Here is a 16,895-nt window from a genome sequence, read left to right on the forward strand (position 1 = left end):
TTTATTGAACCCACTTGCGAGCGTTTTGCCACAGTCTTAACCAAGGGCTGTGGCGAGACACATCACCCGTCGTATAACTCATTTGAACATTCCTGAAAACGCGTTCAGGGTGCGGCATCATGGCGGTGAAACGACCATCTGCTGTAGTGACCGACGTTAAGCCGCCAAGACTGCCATTTGGATTGGCAGGATAAGTTTCGGTGGCTTGCCCCCAGTTGTCTACAAAGCGCATTGCAGCAAGCGCGCGTTCTGGATTACCGCGGTATTTGAAGTTGGCAAACCCTTCACCGTGCGCCACAGCAATCGGCATCCGACTACCTGCCATACCCTGCAGAAAAATACTGGGTGAATCAAGCACTTCAACCATCGACAAGCGGGCTTCAAATCGCGCGCTTTGATTGGTCGTGAATCTTGGCCAGTCTTGTGCACCCGGAATGATGTCGGCCAATTCAGCAAACATCTGACAGCCATTGCAGACGCCCAAACCAAATGTATCTTGGCGTGCAAAGTAAGCTTTGAATTCATCAGACAATTTGGCATTGAAAGTAATGCTGCGTGCCCAACCAATACCAGCCCCCAAAGTGTCGCCATAGCTGAATCCACCACATGCGACCAAACCTTTAAAGTCTTGCAAACTGACTCGGCCCGTTTGCAAATCGGTCATGTGAACATCGTGCGACTCAAATCCGGCTTCTGCAAAGGCATAAGCCATTTCCACATGCGAATTGACACCCTGCTCTCGCAAAATGGCAACCCGAGGCTTTGACAAATTGAGCCAAGGCGCTGCCACATTGTCCTCTGGGTTAAAACCAAGAGACACATGCAGTCCAGGATTGCCTGGCAAACCAACACCCGCGTGTTCAGAGTCTGCGCAAAGAGCGTTGTCGCGTTGCTGGCAAATTTTCCAACTCACGCTGTCCCAAACTTGATGCAGGTCTTCTAGTTTGGCTGCAAAAATTTCTTGCGTATCGCGCCAAATACTGAGTTCACCCACGCCTTTGGCAATGACCGAATGAGCAGGTCTCACTTTGCCAATGACGTGACTGTGCTTGGACAAATGGTGCTCACGCAACACTTGCATGACTTCGGCGCGGTCTTGTGTAGCAACTTGAATGACCACCCCTAGCTCTTCATTGAACAAAGCTTTGAGTGTCAGTTCTTCGCGGCGCGCGCTAACTTGTTTTGCCCAGTTTTTGGCATCGCCGTATTCGGCGCGGCTGTCACTGATGCCATCACCTTCCGTGACCAGCAAGTCCACGTTGAGTGCCACACCCACTTGGCCAGCAAAACACATTTCGGCCACGGTACTGAACAAGCCACCATCAGATCGATCGTGGTAGGCCAGCACTTGTCCCTTGGCACGCAGTTCGTTGATAGCCTTGACCACATTGATCAAATTTTGCGGTGATTCAAGATCTGGGACAGCATCACCCGACTGGTTCAAGACTTGACCTAGGATGCTGCCACCCATGCGCTGTTGTCCATTGCTTAAGTCAATGAGAATCAAACTGCTGTCTTCTAGGCTGGCATTCAACTGAGGCGTGAGAGTGCCCCTGACATCGGACAAAGATGCAAAGGCACTGACGATCAAACTCACAGGCGAGGTCACTTTGTGTGAGCCCTTTGAATCGGTCCACTGCGTTTTCATGGACAAGCTGTCTTTGCCAACGGGAATTGAAATGCCTAAGGCCGGGCACAGTTCAAGGCCCACGGCTTTGACAGTTTCAAACAAGGCGGCATCTTCACCAGGCTCGCCACAAGCGGCCATCCAATTGGCACTAAGCTTGACACGATCTAACTCAATGGGTGCCGCCAATAAATTGGTAATGGCTTCAGCAACTGCCATGCGGCCAGAAGCTGCCGCATCGACGCTGGCCAAAGGGGTTCGCTCGCCCATGCTCATGGCTTCACCTTGGAAGCCTTTGTAATCAGCCAGTGTCACTGCGCAATCGGCCACAGGAACCTGCCATGGCCCCACCATCTGATCGCGGTGGGTTAAGCCGCCCACAGTGCGGTCGCCAATGGTAATTAAAAATCTCTTGGAGGCCACCGTGGGGTGGCTCAATACCTTGAGAGCAGCCTCTTGCAATTGAACCCCTGTCAGTTGGATGCTTTGCGTCTGGCGACGAACCGAAGTGACATCGCGGTGCATTTTGGGCGGCTTGCCCAACAGCACATTCATGGGCATGTTGACGGGCTGTTGTTGATCTGCAGCCACTGCTTGATCATCGGCCAATACCAATTGACGTTCTTCGGTGGCGACACCAACAACGGCAAAGGGGCATCGCTCACGTTCACAAAAAGCTTTGAACCTTTCTAGTGATTCTGGGGCAATGGCCAACACGTAACGCTCTTGACTTTCGTTGGACCAGATTTCTTTGGGTGACAAACCAGATGCCTCTAAGGGCACAGAACGCAAATCAAAACGAGCACCACGGCCAGCGTCGTTGGTCAGTTCTGGAAAGGCATTGGACAAGCCGCCAGCGCCTACATCGTGAATGGCCAGAATAGGATTGTCTGTGCCCAGAATCCAACATTGGTTGATGACCTCTTGCGCGCGGCGTTCAATTTCTGGATTGCCACGCTGCACAGAATCGAAATCCAAATTGGCGGCATTCGTACCCGATGCCATTGAACTGGCTGCACTGCCGCCCATGCCAATCAGCATTCCCGGCCCACCCAATTGAATCAGCAAAGTACCTGCAGGAAATTCAATTTTTTTAGTTTGGATGTCGTCAATCACACCAACGCCACCGGCAATCATGATGGGCTTGTGATAGCCCCGAACTACGCCGTCAACGACCTGTTCGTACTCGCGAAAGTAACCCAACAAGTTGGGGCGACCAAACTCATTGTTAAATGCTGCGCCACCCAAGGGGCCTTCCGTCATGATTTGAAGTGGGCTGGCAATGTGTGCAGGTTTGCCGTGGGGCGCGTCCCACAATTTTGAAACAGTAAAACCCGTTAAGCCCGCTTTAGGCTTCGAGCCACGGCCTGTAGCGCCCTCGTCTCGGATTTCGCCACCGGCACCTGTAGATGCGCCAGGGAATGGTGAAATAGCTGTGGGATGGTTGTGGGTTTCAACCTTCATCAGCACGTGGTGTGTAGCGGTTTCTTTTTGGTAGGCGCCACCTTGCTTAGCTACAAAACGTTCAACCTCATGCCCCGCCATGATGGAGGCATTGTCCGAGTAAGCCACCACGGTGTGCTGAGGATTTTGCTGGTGCGTATGACGGATCATGCCAAACAAACTGTGGGCTTGGTCTTCGCCATCAATGGTGAATTTGGCATTGAAAATCTTGTGACGGCAATGTTCGCTGTTGGCCTGCGCAAACATCATCAATTCAACATCAGTCGGGTTACGGCCCAGATGTTGAAAGGACGACAACAAATAATCAATTTCATCTTCAGCCAAAGCCAAACCAAATTCTTGGTTGGCTTTGACCAAGGCGTCCCGCCCACCCTTCAGAACATCGACGTGCAATAAAGCTTGCGCGTGCAATTCTTGCGTCAAGGCCACCGCGTCATTTCTGGTTGTCAAAATAGACTCGGTCATGCGATCGTGCAACAGGTCAGCCAACTGCAACTTAATTTCAGCGGATATCGCATTCAGTTTAGAAGCGCTTTTAAATTGCAAAACGTATTCAATCAGGCGCTCAATTCTGCGAACTGCCAGACCGCAGTTGTGGGCGATGTCGGTCGCTTTGGAAGCCCAAGGGGATACCGTGCCTAAACGCGGCGAAACAATGACGTTCAGAACGTGATGGGCGCCGGGCAGCGAAACGGCAGGATCACCGTAAGTTAAAAGCTGTTGAAGGACCTCTGTTTGAGCCGATGAGATGGCCGTTTCGGAAGCCACCAAATGCACAAATCGGCCTTGAAGGCCTGAGATGTCTGGGCACAGTGCCTGCAACTGAGAAAGCAATTGTTGAGTTCGAAATGCGCTAAGGGCGTTGCCGCCTTCTAGGATGTGTGTATGCAGGGTCACTGTGTGGCCTTGGAGGCAAGTGGGAAAAAGATCTGAAATACCGCTGACTGGGGTATTTATCGTGCGCTTATTTTAACCGCCTGAAAGGGCAATTTATGCAAAATCAGGCCTGAGATGGGATAATCCGCACCCATGACAATCTCTATTAAAGACGCCCAAGGGGCAGCCGGAATGCGTGTGGCCGGTCGGCTCGCTTCCGAGGTTTTAGACTACCTGACACCTTTCGTTCAGCCCGGTGTCACCACCAATGAACTCGATAAATTGGCCCATGACTACATGGTCAATGTTCAGGGATGCGTGCCTGCTCCCCTGAATTATCAGCCGCCTGGTTACGCGCCCTATCCCAAATCAATTTGCACCTCCATCAACAATCAGGTGTGTCACGGCATTCCCAACGACAAAGCCCTCAAAAAGGGCGACATCGTCAACATTGACATCACGGTCATCAAAGATGGCTGGCACGGCGACACCAGCCGCATGTTCTATGTGGGTGAGGCTTCTATTGCCGCAAAACGCCTTTGCAGCGTCACTTACGAAGCCATGTGGCATGGGATAGCCCAGGTCAAACCAGGGGCTCGTTTGGGCGACATTGGTTGGGCCATTCAAAAATTTGCTGAAAACTTAGGTTTCTCCATTGTTCGCGAATTTTGTGGCCACGGCATTGGCCAAGTTTTCCATGAAGAACCGCAGGTTTTGCATTATGGAAAGCCTGGCACGCTGGAAGAGCTCAAAGCCGGCATGACCTTCACCATCGAGCCCATGATCAACGCCGGCAAACGCGACATCAAAGAAATGGGCGATGGCTGGACCATCGTCACCAAAGACCGCTCACTCTCAGCGCAATGGGAACACACCATTTTGGTCACTGAAACAGGCTACGAAGTCTTGACCTTGTCGGCAGGCAGCCCGCCCGTTCCAGATTTCATCAAGGGATAAAGCCATGTCAGATGTGTCGGTATTGCGCGATAAATATCGGCAGGAAAAACAGGCGCTCTGGACACACATTGAATCCAGCAATGCCAGCGGTCGGGGTCTTAAAAGAACGCTGATTCGCTTGGCCCATTTGGCCGATGCCCTCTTGGTTCAGCTTTGGTCCAATGCGGGCTTTAATCAGGGTGAAGCCTTGATTGGGGTTGGCGGTTTTGGACGGGGTGAGTTGTTTCCTTCGTCTGATGTGGATGTGTTGGTTTTGCTACCCGATACAGCCAACACCGAAGAGTCTTCTGAACTCAAAGCCAAGTTGGAAATTTTCATTGGCAGCTGCTGGGACAGCGGTTTAGAAATTGGATCTAGCGTCCGAAATCTCAAAGACTGTTTGATTGAATCCGAAAAGGACATTACCGTTCAAACATCCTTGCTGGAGAGTCGATTCATTACGGGCAACCGAACGCTTTTCAAAAAATTCTGGCAAGGTTTCTGTGACGCGATGGATCCCTATGCATTTTTTGTGGCCAAAACCCTCGAGATGCAACAGCGACACAACAAGTTTGAAAATACGCCCTATTCGCTAGAACCCAATTGCAAAGAATCACCAGGCGGACTGCGTGACCTGCAAATCATTCTGTGGGTTTCAAAGGCTGCAGGTTTGGGCAGCAACTGGGATGACCTGGCAAAAAAAGGCTTGGCCACTCCGCTCGAAGTGAAGCAAATCAAACGCAATGAAGCCGTTTTGAGTTTGATTCGTGCGCGTCTTCATTTGTTGGCCAAGCGACGCGAAGATCGATTGGTGTTCGATTTGCAGCACGCCTTGGCCGAAAGCTTTGGCTACGAAGCCAAAAGCACGCCCGATGGCAAGCACAAGCAACGGGCCAGCGAAGTTCTAATGCGTCAGTATTACTGGGCCGCCAAAGCCGTCACACAGCTCAATCAAATCTTGTTATTGAACATTGAAGCGCACTTGCAAGCCGAGCGCGGTGACCTGCGCATTGAAGTTAGAAAAATCAATGAGCACTTCAATGACAAGAACGGCTTGATCGATGTGGCTCAAGACGATCTGTATCAAAAACACCCCCACGCCATTTTGGAAACCTTCTTGCTCTATCAGCAAACGCAAGGTGTGAAGGGACTTTCAGCCAAGACCTTGCGCGCGCTCTACAACGTCCGCAATGTGATGGATGCCAATTTCAGGCGTGACCCAATCAACAGACAAACCTTTCTCAAAATCATGCAGGAGGGTGAAGGCATCACGCATGCCCTGCGATTGATGAATCAGACCTCGGTGCTAGGTCGTTATTTGTGGGTCTTCAGAAACATTGTGGGCCAAATGCAGCACGACTTGTTTCACGTCTACACCGTAGATCAACACATCATGATGGTGCTGAGAAATGTGCGCCGTTTCTTCATTGCCGATCATGCACACGAGTACCCTTTCTGCTCGCAATTGGCGGCAGGCTGGGACAAGCCCTATGTGCTTTACATAGCAGCCTTGTTTCACGACATTGCCAAAGGCCGTGGCGGTGATCATTCGCAGTTGGGCATGCGGGAAGTCAAATTGTTTTGCAAGCAACACAACATTCCTGCAGAAGACGCCAAACTCATTTCCTTCTTGGTGGGTGAACACCTGACCATGAGCCATGTGGCTCAAAAAGAAGATCTCAGTGACCCCGATGTCATTGCCGCCTTTGCCAAGCGCGTCGGCAACGAAAGACACCTGACAGCCTTGTATCTTTTAACTGTGGCCGACATCCGCGGCACCAGTCCCAAGGTGTGGAACGCCTGGAAAGGCAAGCTTCTGGAAGACCTGTACCGATACACCTTAAGGGTACTGGGCGGCAGAGCGCCAGATGCCAATGCAGAGATTGAGGCCCGCAAACGCGACGCCCTGATCGAACTTGCGCTTCATTCCGAACCTCACGAGGGCCACAAAGCACTTTGGGAAACTCTGGATGTAGGCTATTTCATGCGGCACGATGCCAGCGAAATTGCGTGGCATGCGCGCCAGTTGTCACGCCATGTGAATAAAGTCAACGCAATTGATTTGGCCAACGGCGAGGCCAAAAGTATTGTCCGCGCCAGAATTTCACCCCTGGGCGAAGGCCTGCAAGTCTTGGTCTACACCGCCGACCAGACAGATTTGTTTGCGCGCATCTGCGGCTACTTTGACCAAGCCGGCTTCAGTATTTTGGACGCCAAAATTCATACCGCCAATAACGGTTATGCCTTGGACACTTTCCAAGTGGTCACGTCTCTTTTGCCCGAACACTACAGAGAATTGATGACCATGGTTGAGTCTGGCTTGAGTGCCACCATCAACAAAAAAGGTGAATTGCCGCCACCTACTAAAGGCCGAGTTTCGAGGCGCGTTAAAAATTTCCCTATCGCACCGCGTATCACCCTGCACCCTGACGAAAAAGCACAGAGTTGGTTGCTGGGTATCTCGGCCAGCGATCGCCTGGGATTGTTGTACAGCGTGGCGACTGTTTTGGCCAAACACAGCATCAGCTTAAAACTGGCAAAGATCAGCACCTTGGGCGAACGGGTTGAGGACACCTTCTTGATTGAAGGCTCTGCCCTTCAACACAACCGAGAGCAAATTGAAATCGAAACAGAACTCCTGCAAGTCTTGCAGGCTTAGTTCACGATTTCTTTCTGGGCGGCAATCCCGTGTGTTGCGTCAAGATTTGACCTGGCCGTGGCGACTTTGACTTAGTGACACTGGGTGTGCTGTTTTTGCGACGTGCACTTTGATAATCATCTGAGAGTGGCTGCCAAGTTGGAATCAGATGGTGCTTGCCGTTGCCAATTAAGTCCGACCTGCCCATGGCCTTCAGGGCCTCGCGCAACAATGGCCAATGCTTGGCATCGTGATAGCGCAAAAACGCTTTGTGCAAACGACGACGTTTCTCCCCCTTCACTACATCCACTTTTTCGCTGTCACGGCTGATCTTGCGAAGCGGATTTTTGGTGGTGTGGTACATGGCCGTCGCTGAGGCCATTGGGCTGGGGTAAAAGGTTTGAACCTGATCGGCACGGAAACCATTTTTCTTGAGCCAAATGGCCAAATTCATCATGTCTTCATCACTGGTGCCTGGATGGGCAGCAATGAAGTAAGGGACTAAGAATTGTTTTTTTCCAGCTTCTGCACTGAACTTGTCGAACATGCTTTTGAACTTGTCGTAAGTTCCAATGCCGGGCTTCATCATCTTGCTTAAAGGGCCAGACTCTGTGTGTTCAGGCGCAATTTTAAGATAGCCACCCACATGGTGCGTCACCAACTCTTTGACATATTCGGGGCTTTGAACGGCCAAGTCATAACGAAGTCCAGAGCCAATCAAGATTTTTTTGATGCCCTTGAGGCTTCTGGCCTTTCGGTACATTTGAATGAGCGGACCGTGATCGGTGGTCAGGTTGCTGCAAATGCCCGGGAAAACACAACTGGGTTTGCGGCATGCTGATTCAATTTCTGGGCTCTTGCATCCCAGTCTGTACATGTTGGCCGTGGGGCCACCCAAGTCTGAAATAACGCCGGTAAAGCCTTTGACTTTGTCGCGAATGTCTTCAATTTCACGAAGCACAGAGGCTTCGCTGCGGCTTTGAATAATGCGGCCTTCATGCTCTGTGATGGAGCAAAAAGTGCAGCCCCCAAAACAACCGCGCATGATGTTGACCGAAAAGCGAATCATCTCCCAAGCAGGAATTTTGGTGGCGCCGTCGTGCGAGCCTTTTTCGTCGGCATAACTGGGATGCGGACTGCGTGCGTAGGGCAAGTCGAACACAGCATCCATTTCGGCTGTGGTCAAAGGAATGGGCGGCGGCGTCATCCACACATCGCGCGCTGTGTGCCCTTCGCCATGCGCTTGAACCAAGCACCTGGCATTGCCAGGATTGGTTTCTAGATGCAATACACGATTGGCGTGCGCATAAAGAACCGGATCGCTTTTGACTTGTTCAAAACTAGGCAAACGAATCACGCTTTTGTCGCGCGGGGGCACTTTGTGAGTGCCCTTGCCACGCAGAGATGGCATGTGAGAACTAGGCACAAATTGCAAGGCTTGAAAGGCCGGCTGCTGCACCTTGACTGAGCTGCTGGCATTTTGAAGATCTGCCACAGATTGGGCTTCGTCTTCTCGCGCACAAGTGGCGCCGTTTTCTCGTGCCTGCTCAGAAATCATCAGGTACGGATTGACGTGGGCCTCAACATGACCAGGCGTATCCACCGTGGTCGAATCGATTTCAAACCACCCTTCTGGTGTTTGTCGGCGAACAAATGCAGTGCCTCGCACATCAACGATGTCATGAACCGGTACGCGCGCTGCCAAGCGATGCGCAATTTCAACTATGGCGCGTTCTGCATTGCCATAAAGCAAAAGGTCGCACTTGCTGTCGACCACAACGGAACGTCTAACCTTGTCAGACCAATAATCGTAGTGCGCAATGCGCCTTAAAGAACCTTCAATGCCGCCCAAGATAATGGGTACATCGGGATAGGCTTCACGGCAACGCTGGCTATACACAATGGCTGCCCGATCGGGACGTTTGCCACCGACATCGCCAGGTGTGTAGGCATCGTCTGAGCGAATTTTGCGATCAGCCGTGTAACGATTGATCATCGAATCCATGTTGCCGGCAGTCACACCCCAAAACAAATTGGGCTTGCCCAAAACTTTGAAAGGATCGGCACTTTGCCAATCGGGCTGGGCAATGATGCCAACCCTGAAACCTTGCGCTTCCAACATGCGACCAATGACGGCCATGCCAAAGCTGGGATGGTCCACGTAGGCATCGCCAGTGACCAAAATGATGTCGCAGCTGTCCCAGCCCAATTGCGCCATCTCGGCTTGGCTCATTGGCAAGAAAGGAGCCGTTCCAAAGCGTGACGCCCAGAACTTTTTGTAACTGTTCAGGGGTTTTGCTTCACGCGGGAAAAAAGAGACGTCTACAAAGGCGTTCATGGGTCACAAGTCGGAGGGATGGCGTAGTTTAGTGGCTCAGACGCTTCCACGAGCATGAAAGGTCTTTATGAACCCATAAAATTGCATGACTTTGACCTTGATTGAACAACATGACCGCGGATTCCGATCAACTTAAACAGCCAGAATCAAAAATGGCCTTGTTTATTGGCTTTACATTGCTGGCACTGCAAGGTGTTGGTGGTGTCCTGGCCGTCGCTCAACAAGAGCTTGTGGAAAGACGCAGATGGATGACCAAGTCGCAATTCGTCGAAGAATGGTCTATCGCTCAAATCATGCCCGGCCCCAACATCGTGAATTTGGCGCTGATGTTTGGTCGCCGACACTTTGGCCTGTCTGGCGCATTGGTCGCTGTAGCCGGACTCCTGATAGCGCCCTTAACCGTGGTCTTGCTTTTGGCTATTTTGTTCGGGGGTGTGTCAGACAACCCGATGGCCCAAGGCGCGCTCAAAGGCATGGGGGCTGTGTCAGCCGGCTTGATCATTGCCACAGGCTTTAAACTGGGTAGCACCTTGAATGAAAATCCGGTCGGATTGCGCATGGCCTGGCTGATCAGCTTCGCCGCTTTTGTGGGTGTCGGATTGCTACGACTGCCGCTAGCCTGGGTCCTTTTCGGTCTTGGAATTTTGGCTTGCTGGCTAGCTCACAGGGCGCTTGCAGTGATTGCGGCTCAAACTCCATCGAATGCCAATGCCAATGCCAATGCCAATGCCAACACCGACAAGGCAGAGTCATGAACGAAATCATTTCAATGACGCCATTCGATTGGTTTGATTTATTTCTGCACTACGCAGCTTTGTCCTTGCTCTCTATGGGAGGCGCCATTACAACGGCCCCGGAAATGCATCGTTATTTGGTCGATGAAAAACATTGGCTTTCAGACGCTTCTTTTTCGTCTTCGATCGCTTTGGCGCAATCTGCACCGGGCCCTAATGTGCTGTTTGTCGCTTTGATGGGATGGAACATTGGCCTTAATGCTGGCGGCGGACTGTCTGCTGGCATGAGTGCTTGGCCAATGGGCTTTCTTGGCATTGGCATCACCATGGCAGGCATCATGCTGCCTTCCTCTTTTTTGACCTACACCGCCACCAAATGGGCTCATGAAAATAGAAATTTAATTTCTGTTCGGTCTTTTAAATCTGGCATGGCACCCATTGTGATTGGCCTGTTGGTTGCCACAGGCTGGTTACTCACAGCGGCCCACAACAACATGGCCAAAGATTGGAAACTGTGGCTTTTAACGGCCGTGGCCTTTGGCCTGATGCTCAAAACACGCATCCATATTCTTTGGCTAATTGGAGGCGGCGGCGCTGCAGGCGCACTAGGTTTAATCTAGGCTTGCTCTAGGCTTGAGTTAGCCTAAGCGCTGACGAACAGCTTCAAAAAGGCAAACGCCGCTGGCCACCGATACATTCAAACTCTCAACAGCGCCTTGCATGGGGATGCTGACCAGTTCGTCGCACGTTTTGCGCGTGAGATGGCGCATGCCAGGCCCTTCGGCCCCCAGCACCAATGCCACTGGCCCTTTTAAGTCAACCTGATAAATGTTCTTTGGCGCGTCGCCACTGGTGCCGATGGTCCAGATCGAACGCTCCTTCAATTCACCCAGGGTGCGGGCCAAATTGGTCACCATGAAATAAGGCACTGTTTCGGCAGCGCCACTGGCCACCTTGGCCACGGTGGCATTGATACCAGCGGCATGGTCTTTGGGCGCAATGACGGCATGCGCCCCTGCGCCATCGGCAACGCGCAAACAGGCACCCAAATTGTGAGGATCAGTGACACCATCCAAAACGAGCAACAAAGGCGGTCCTTGAACCTGATCCAATAAATCGTCTAGTGAGTGAACCTGCGGCATCGACTCAACCCTGGCGGCAACGCCCTGGTGACCGTGGCTACCGGCCAATTTGGCTAGACGCATGCCATCGGCCTCAATGAGCCTGACACCGGCCTCTTGCGCACGCTCAATGAACTGACGCATGCGAGCATCACGGCGAGTGGTTTCAAAATAGATTTCAACAATAGACTGAGGCGCCGTTTTGAGGCGCACACCCACAGCGTGAAATCCAAACAATATTTTGGGAGAAGACATGCCCCAATTATCCTTGGGATATCAGTCGTCCTGCTTCCAGGGTCAGGGTTCGATCGCATCTTTGTGCTAATTTTTGATCGTGAGTGACCAAAATTAAGGTGGTGCCTCTGGCTTTGTTCATTTGCAGCATCAAATTCATGATGCTTTCGCCAGTCTGAGCGTCGAGGCTGCCGGTGGGTTCATCGGCCAACAGCAATTGCGGTTCAACCACAAACGCCCTGGCCAAGGCCACTCGCTGCTGCTCCCCGCCACTCATCACTTTAGGGAAATGACGCAAGCGCTCGGCCAAGCCCACTTGGGTCAATATAGATTTAGCCAGATTGGCCGCATTGGAGGTGCCGGCCAACTCTAAGGGCAGCATGACATTTTCGAGTGCGGTTAAATGGCCCATCAATTGAAAGTTTTGAAAGACAAATCCCAGATGATTGCCGCGCCAGGCCGCACGCGAGTCTTCTGACATGGCAAAAATATCTTGCCCGGCCAGTTCCACGCGGCCTTGACTGGGGGTATCCAAGCCAGCCATGATCGAGAGCAATGTGCTTTTACCCGAGCCAGAAGCGCCCAAAATAGCCACTGTTTCCCCAACGCCCACAGAGAAATCAATATCGCGCAAAATAGAAAGCGGCCCGCTGGCATCGCTGACCGTTTTGCTAACCTGACTGACAGAAATCATAGAACTCAACATGCAAATACCTTTGTTCCGACAACGACACTTTAACCGCCTTGTTTTAGGCGTGTTGATCTCGGGAATTGCTTGCGTGCTGGGAGGTATGAATGCCAGCGCCAATCCAAGTCAATCAACGAACGGACCCTCAGCCAATACCGCAAAAGCCAAGCAAACCGTATTGATTGTGGGCGACTCCCTCAGCGCCGAGTATGGCTTGCCTAGGGGCACGGGATGGGTTCAGCTGATGGACAAACAAGCTGTCCAAGAAAAGATTTCAGTCCAGCTGATCAATGCCAGCATCAGTGGCGACACGACTTCGGGGGGCGTTTCTAGGCTGCCCGCCCTACTCCAGCTACACCAACCTCACATTGTTGTGATTGAGCTAGGGGGCAACGACGCACTCAGAGGCTTGAGCATGAGCATGACGCAAAACAATTTGGGCAACATGGCACAAGCGAGCAAGAAATCTGGGGCCAAAGTTTTGTTGGTGGCAATGCAGGTGCCACCCAACTACGGCGAAAACTACCGAAAGCAGATGGATGCGGTTTACCTCAAGGTGGCCAAAGAATCGGGCTCGCAGCTCAATCAACAATTTTTGAAAGGGGTGGCTGACGACGCAGATCCCTTAAAGTGGTTTCAAGCCGACAAGATTCATCCAAATGAAGCCGCACAAAGCGTGATGATGAGAAACATTTGGCCACAACTTAAGTCGATGTTGCGGGCCCCTTGAAGTGAAGCCCCTAATGGCCTTGGGTACCTTCAAATGCTAGTTGCTGGCTGGCGAGCTGGGTTGATCCTGGGAATCTAAACCCTCTTCTTGCAACTCATCTGGCGCATCGGTTTTGCGCTCAGCCTTAGCTTTCAGTTTGTCTTCTTTCTTGCGCTTTTTCGCCAATTCTTTTTGACGTTTTTCGTAACCGTAATTGGGAGTAGCCAAGATAGTTCTTTCAATGAAATTTCTTCCACTGTATCAGTTTGCCACCCCAGAACTTGCCATCAATCAAAAAATCAAGTTTTGCTGCGCAGATTGGCTTAAATCGGCAATCAAATCTTGGATGTTTTCAAAGCCTGTCGAAAAACGAACCAAGTGGCCTTTTTTCAGACCTGAAGGCCAAGCGCTTCTGACACTCTCCAACTTGTAGGGCACCACCAGACTGATGGGGCCGCCCCAGCTGTAGCCAATTTTGAACAAACTTAAACCATCGCAAAAAGCATCGACTTGTGCTTGGGTGAAACGTGGGTCAAGCATGACGCTAAACAGGCCAGCTGCATATCCCACACCCCCCTGAGGGGTACATAGTTTTTTCCAATGCTCATGACCGGGCGAGCCAACCAAGGCGGGATGCAAAACTTGAGCGCAAGCACTTTGACCTTGCCACCACTTGGCCAGGGCGCGTGCTGTTTGATCTTGCGCGTCATATCGAAGCGCCAAAGTAGGCAGAGATCGCAAGACGGATTCAACATCATTGGCGCCCACACACAAACCCAAACGCATGTGAGTGAGCTTCATTTTGAGCCCCAAAGCTTCGTCGTGTGTCATGACACTGCCCATCAAGACATCGCCGCCGCCACTGGGATACTTGGTCAAGGCATGCACACTGAAATCGACGCTAAGTTGAGCATTGCCTGTTAAGTTAAACGGTTTGAATGCAATACCCGCCCCCCACGTGTTGTCTAACGCAGTCAAGACGGAACGGCTTTGACAAATTTGAACCATTTGGACCAAATCTGGAAACTCCATACTGAGAGAACCGGGCGCTTCCAACCAAACCAGCTTGGTGTTGCTTTGAATTTTGGCGGCCATATCGGCAGGGTTCATGGGGTCGTAATAGCTATGCGATACACCAAATGCCAGCAACTCACCCTCGGCCAAGACCTTGTTGGGCCCATAGGCATTGTCAGGAATCAGAACATGATCGCCTGTTTTTAAAACTGAAAATGACACCACCGAAATGGCGGACAGGCCGCTGGGTGTGAGGACACAATGCAAACCGCCTTCAAGCGAACACAAACGCTCTTCTAGCGTGAAGGTGGTGGGCGTGCCGTGAGTGCCGTAGGTGTAGGCAGATTTGTCTTTCCATTCGCGCTGCCGCATGGCCGCGACGTTAGGGAAAAAGACAGTTGAAGCTTTGAAAACACCTGGCTGAGGTGCTTGAAAGTCTGCCGGTGGCGTGTAGCCGTGATGAATCATATGGGTGCTGAGATGCTCATCGTGTGGATGAGCCCCAAGCAAAGGGGGGTGGGATGCATTCTGATCTGTCATCCCACAATCCTACCTTTAGACCTTCCACTTTTCCATCAATTTTTCAGGGTTCAAGCTGTCGTAGCCTTCAAAAGGCTGGTGAATCCAAGGATTGGTGGGCAAATAATCGACGGAGTAATCGGGCTGAAAGCCAGACACGCCTTTGGTCCAAATAACGGCCGTGCGAAGTTCAGTGATGGGCTTGTAATTGTTCTTGAGCATGTTGACGACGGCATTCAAGGTATGGCCAGAATCTGCCAAATCGTCGACCAACAAAACACGCCCTGCAATTTCGCCTTTAGGCGTTGTGATAAAGCGAGCAATGTCCAAATGTCCCTGAACGGTACCGGCATCTGCGCGGTAAGAGCTGGTTGACATGATGGCCAATGGCTTGTCGAAGATGCGTGACAAGATGTCACCGGGGCGCATGCCACCGCGTGCCAAGCAAAGAATGGTGTCAAATTCCCAACCCGATTGATAGACCTTCAAGGCCAATTTTTCAATCAGGTTGTGGTACTCGTCATAGCTTACGTACAAGTGTTTGCCGTCTTCAGTCAGCATGGGGTCTCTCCAAGTTAATGTGTTTGCACGCAGCGTGCTTCAAGGTGAAAATTAAAGGGGGGCCAAAAAGGGATGGTGCATCAGAATGGTGTGATCACGATCGGGGCTGGTTGAAACCATGTGAATCGGCACACCAGTGACGTGTTCAATGCGCTGCAAATACAAACGCGCATTGACAGGCAATTGATCGAACTGAGTCACCCCCACGGTGCTGTCAGTCCAGCCTTCAATGGTTTCGTAGATGGGTTTGCAACGGGCAATGTCGTCTGCGCCCATGGGCAAAATATCGATCACTTCACCGTCTAACTCGTAGCCTGTGCAAAGCATCAATTCTTTCAAGCCATCGAGCACATCGAGCTTGGTGATGCACAAGCCAGATAGGCCATTGACTTGTGCGCTGCGCTTCAAGAGTGCTGCATCAAACCAACCGCAACGGCGGCTGCGACCTGTGGTGACCCCCTTTTCTGCGCCCACTGTGCTCATGTGCCAGCCGGGTGTCCCTTCTTTTTCCCAATCGAGTTCCGTTGGGAAGGGGCCGCCGCCAACGCGGGTGCAATAGGCTTTGGTAATACCCAAAACGTAATGCAACAGGCCGGGTCCAACGCCTGAACCTGCAGCGGCATTGCCGGCCACACAGTTGCTAGAAGTGACGTAGGGGTACGTGCCGTGATCGACGTCCAACAAAGTGCCTTGGGCTCCTTCAAACAACAAATTGGCACCCAAGCGATGCGCGTCATTGAGCTCACGAGAAACGTCGGCCATCATGGGCTTGAGCAGTTCGGCGTGTTCCATAGCTTCTTTGTAAACCACATCGAACTGAACTTCGCCGTTTTTGACGTAAGGCTTCAGGGCATCGCCAAAGATGAATTTTTCAGAACCCAAATAGGTTTTCAAAACATGGTTATGCAAATCCAGAAGCTCTTTGAGCTTGTGCGCAAAGCGTTCGGGATATTTCAAATCTTGAACGCGCAAGGCACGGCGCGCAATTTTGTCTTCATAGGCAGGGCCAATGCCGCGGCCGGTCGTGCCAATTTTTTCGGTGCCGCCCTGCTCTCTGGCCGCTTCACGCGCAACATCCAATGCCGCATGGAAAGGCAAGATCAAGGGACAGGCTTCGCTGATGCGCAAACGCGAGCGCACTTCAACACCAGCCTTTTCAAGGCCCGCAATTTCTTCAAACAACTTGCCTGCTGAAAGAACCACACCATTGCCGATGTAGCACTTCACACCTGGCCGCATGATGCCGCTGGGAATCAGGTGCAAGGCAGTCTTGACACCATTGATCACCAAGGTATGGCCGGCATTGTGTCCCCCCTGAAAACGCACAACACCTTGCGCACTTTCAGTGAGCCAGTCCACCAATTTGCCTTTGCCCTCGTCGCCCCACTGGGTACCTACAACGACAACGTTACGTCCTTTGATCATGTTCATATCGC

The 16,895-nt window shown here is 51.8% G+C and carries 13 protein-coding genes; 5 read left to right on the forward strand and 8 right to left on the reverse strand.

Features of this window, described 5'->3' with window-relative positions; translation table 11 throughout:
* Nucleotide 1: 1 nt before the first annotated feature.
* On the reverse strand, nucleotides 2-3,988 hold the full coding sequence (gene purL, locus AMM03_RS11970) for a phosphoribosylformylglycinamidine synthase (RefSeq protein WP_090131914.1): 3,987 nt from the start codon (nucleotides 3,986-3,988) through the stop codon (nucleotides 2-4).
* A 132-nt stretch (nucleotides 3,989-4,120) separates the two neighbouring features.
* Between purL and map the strand changes: the two genes are divergently transcribed.
* Both map and AMM03_RS11980 read left to right on the forward strand, forming a co-directional pair.
* The gene (gene map / locus AMM03_RS11975) at nucleotides 4,121-4,924 is read left to right on the forward strand and encodes a type I methionyl aminopeptidase (RefSeq protein ID WP_090131916.1); all 804 of its coding nucleotides are present in this window, start codon (nucleotides 4,121-4,123) and stop codon (nucleotides 4,922-4,924) included.
* Nucleotides 4,925-4,928: 4 nt separating this feature from the next.
* Nucleotides 4,929-7,562, forward strand: a complete 2,634-nt coding sequence (locus tag AMM03_RS11980; protein WP_090131918.1) for a [protein-PII] uridylyltransferase — start codon at nucleotides 4,929-4,931, stop codon at nucleotides 7,560-7,562.
* Between the two features lies 1 nt (nucleotide 7,563).
* Here AMM03_RS11980 and AMM03_RS11985 read toward each other — a convergent pair whose 3' ends face one another.
* On the reverse strand, nucleotides 7,564-9,879 hold the full coding sequence (locus AMM03_RS11985; protein WP_090131920.1) for a YgiQ family radical SAM protein: 2,316 nt from the start codon (nucleotides 9,877-9,879) through the stop codon (nucleotides 7,564-7,566).
* 110 nt (nucleotides 9,880-9,989) lie between these two features.
* Between AMM03_RS11985 and AMM03_RS11990 the strand changes: the two genes are divergently transcribed.
* Together AMM03_RS11990 and AMM03_RS11995 are read left to right on the forward strand one after the other, a co-directional pair.
* Nucleotides 9,990-10,634 (forward strand): chromate transporter, encoded by a 645-nt coding sequence (locus AMM03_RS11990; RefSeq protein ID WP_090131922.1) that lies wholly within the window; start codon nucleotides 9,990-9,992, stop codon nucleotides 10,632-10,634.
* Complete coding sequence (locus AMM03_RS11995) at nucleotides 10,631-11,233, forward strand: chromate transporter (protein ID WP_090131924.1); 603 nt, start codon at nucleotides 10,631-10,633, stop codon at nucleotides 11,231-11,233. The genes AMM03_RS11990 and AMM03_RS11995 overlap by 4 nt, the downstream gene beginning before the upstream one ends.
* An 18-nt stretch (nucleotides 11,234-11,251) precedes the next feature.
* Here AMM03_RS11995 and rlmB read toward each other — a convergent pair whose 3' ends face one another.
* Together rlmB and AMM03_RS12005 are read right to left on the reverse strand one after the other, a co-directional pair.
* The gene (gene rlmB, locus AMM03_RS12000; protein WP_090131926.1) at nucleotides 11,252-11,989 is read right to left on the reverse strand and encodes a 23S rRNA (guanosine(2251)-2'-O)-methyltransferase RlmB; all 738 of its coding nucleotides are present in this window, start codon (nucleotides 11,987-11,989) and stop codon (nucleotides 11,252-11,254) included.
* A gap of 7 nt (nucleotides 11,990-11,996) precedes the next feature.
* Nucleotides 11,997-12,674 carry an ABC transporter ATP-binding protein gene (locus AMM03_RS12005; RefSeq protein ID WP_228764689.1) on the reverse strand — a complete coding sequence of 226 codons (678 nt, stop codon included), beginning with the start codon at nucleotides 12,672-12,674 and terminating at the stop codon, nucleotides 11,997-11,999.
* Here AMM03_RS12005 and AMM03_RS12010 point away from each other — a divergent pair.
* Nucleotides 12,673-13,386, forward strand: a complete 714-nt coding sequence (locus AMM03_RS12010; RefSeq protein ID WP_090131929.1) for an arylesterase — start codon at nucleotides 12,673-12,675, stop codon at nucleotides 13,384-13,386. The genes AMM03_RS12005 and AMM03_RS12010 overlap by 2 nt on opposite strands.
* 36 nt (nucleotides 13,387-13,422) lie before the next feature.
* Here AMM03_RS12010 and AMM03_RS14190 read toward each other — a convergent pair whose 3' ends face one another.
* From AMM03_RS14190 to AMM03_RS12025, 4 genes are all read right to left on the reverse strand, one after another.
* A complete protein-coding gene (locus tag AMM03_RS14190) occupies nucleotides 13,423-13,593 on the reverse strand; it encodes a hypothetical protein (RefSeq protein WP_194942880.1) in 171 nt (56 codons plus the stop codon).
* Nucleotides 13,594-13,656: 63 nt separating this feature from the next.
* Nucleotides 13,657-14,919, reverse strand: coding sequence for a PLP-dependent transferase (locus tag AMM03_RS12015; RefSeq protein ID WP_090131932.1), 1,263 nt, complete (start codon nucleotides 14,917-14,919; stop codon nucleotides 13,657-13,659).
* A 15-nt stretch (nucleotides 14,920-14,934) separates the two neighbouring features.
* Nucleotides 14,935-15,459 (reverse strand): phosphoribosyltransferase, encoded by a 525-nt coding sequence (locus tag AMM03_RS12020; RefSeq protein ID WP_090131934.1) that lies wholly within the window; start codon nucleotides 15,457-15,459, stop codon nucleotides 14,935-14,937.
* A 51-nt stretch (nucleotides 15,460-15,510) separates the two neighbouring features.
* Nucleotides 15,511-16,890, reverse strand: a complete 1,380-nt coding sequence (locus AMM03_RS12025; RefSeq protein ID WP_090131936.1) for an adenylosuccinate synthase — start codon at nucleotides 16,888-16,890, stop codon at nucleotides 15,511-15,513.
* Nucleotides 16,891-16,895: the final 5 nt, after the last annotated feature.

Origin of the sequence: Limnohabitans sp. Rim11 (assembly GCF_001269365.1) — a bacterium.
Taxonomy (GTDB): domain Bacteria; phylum Pseudomonadota; class Gammaproteobacteria; order Burkholderiales; family Burkholderiaceae_C; genus Limnohabitans_A.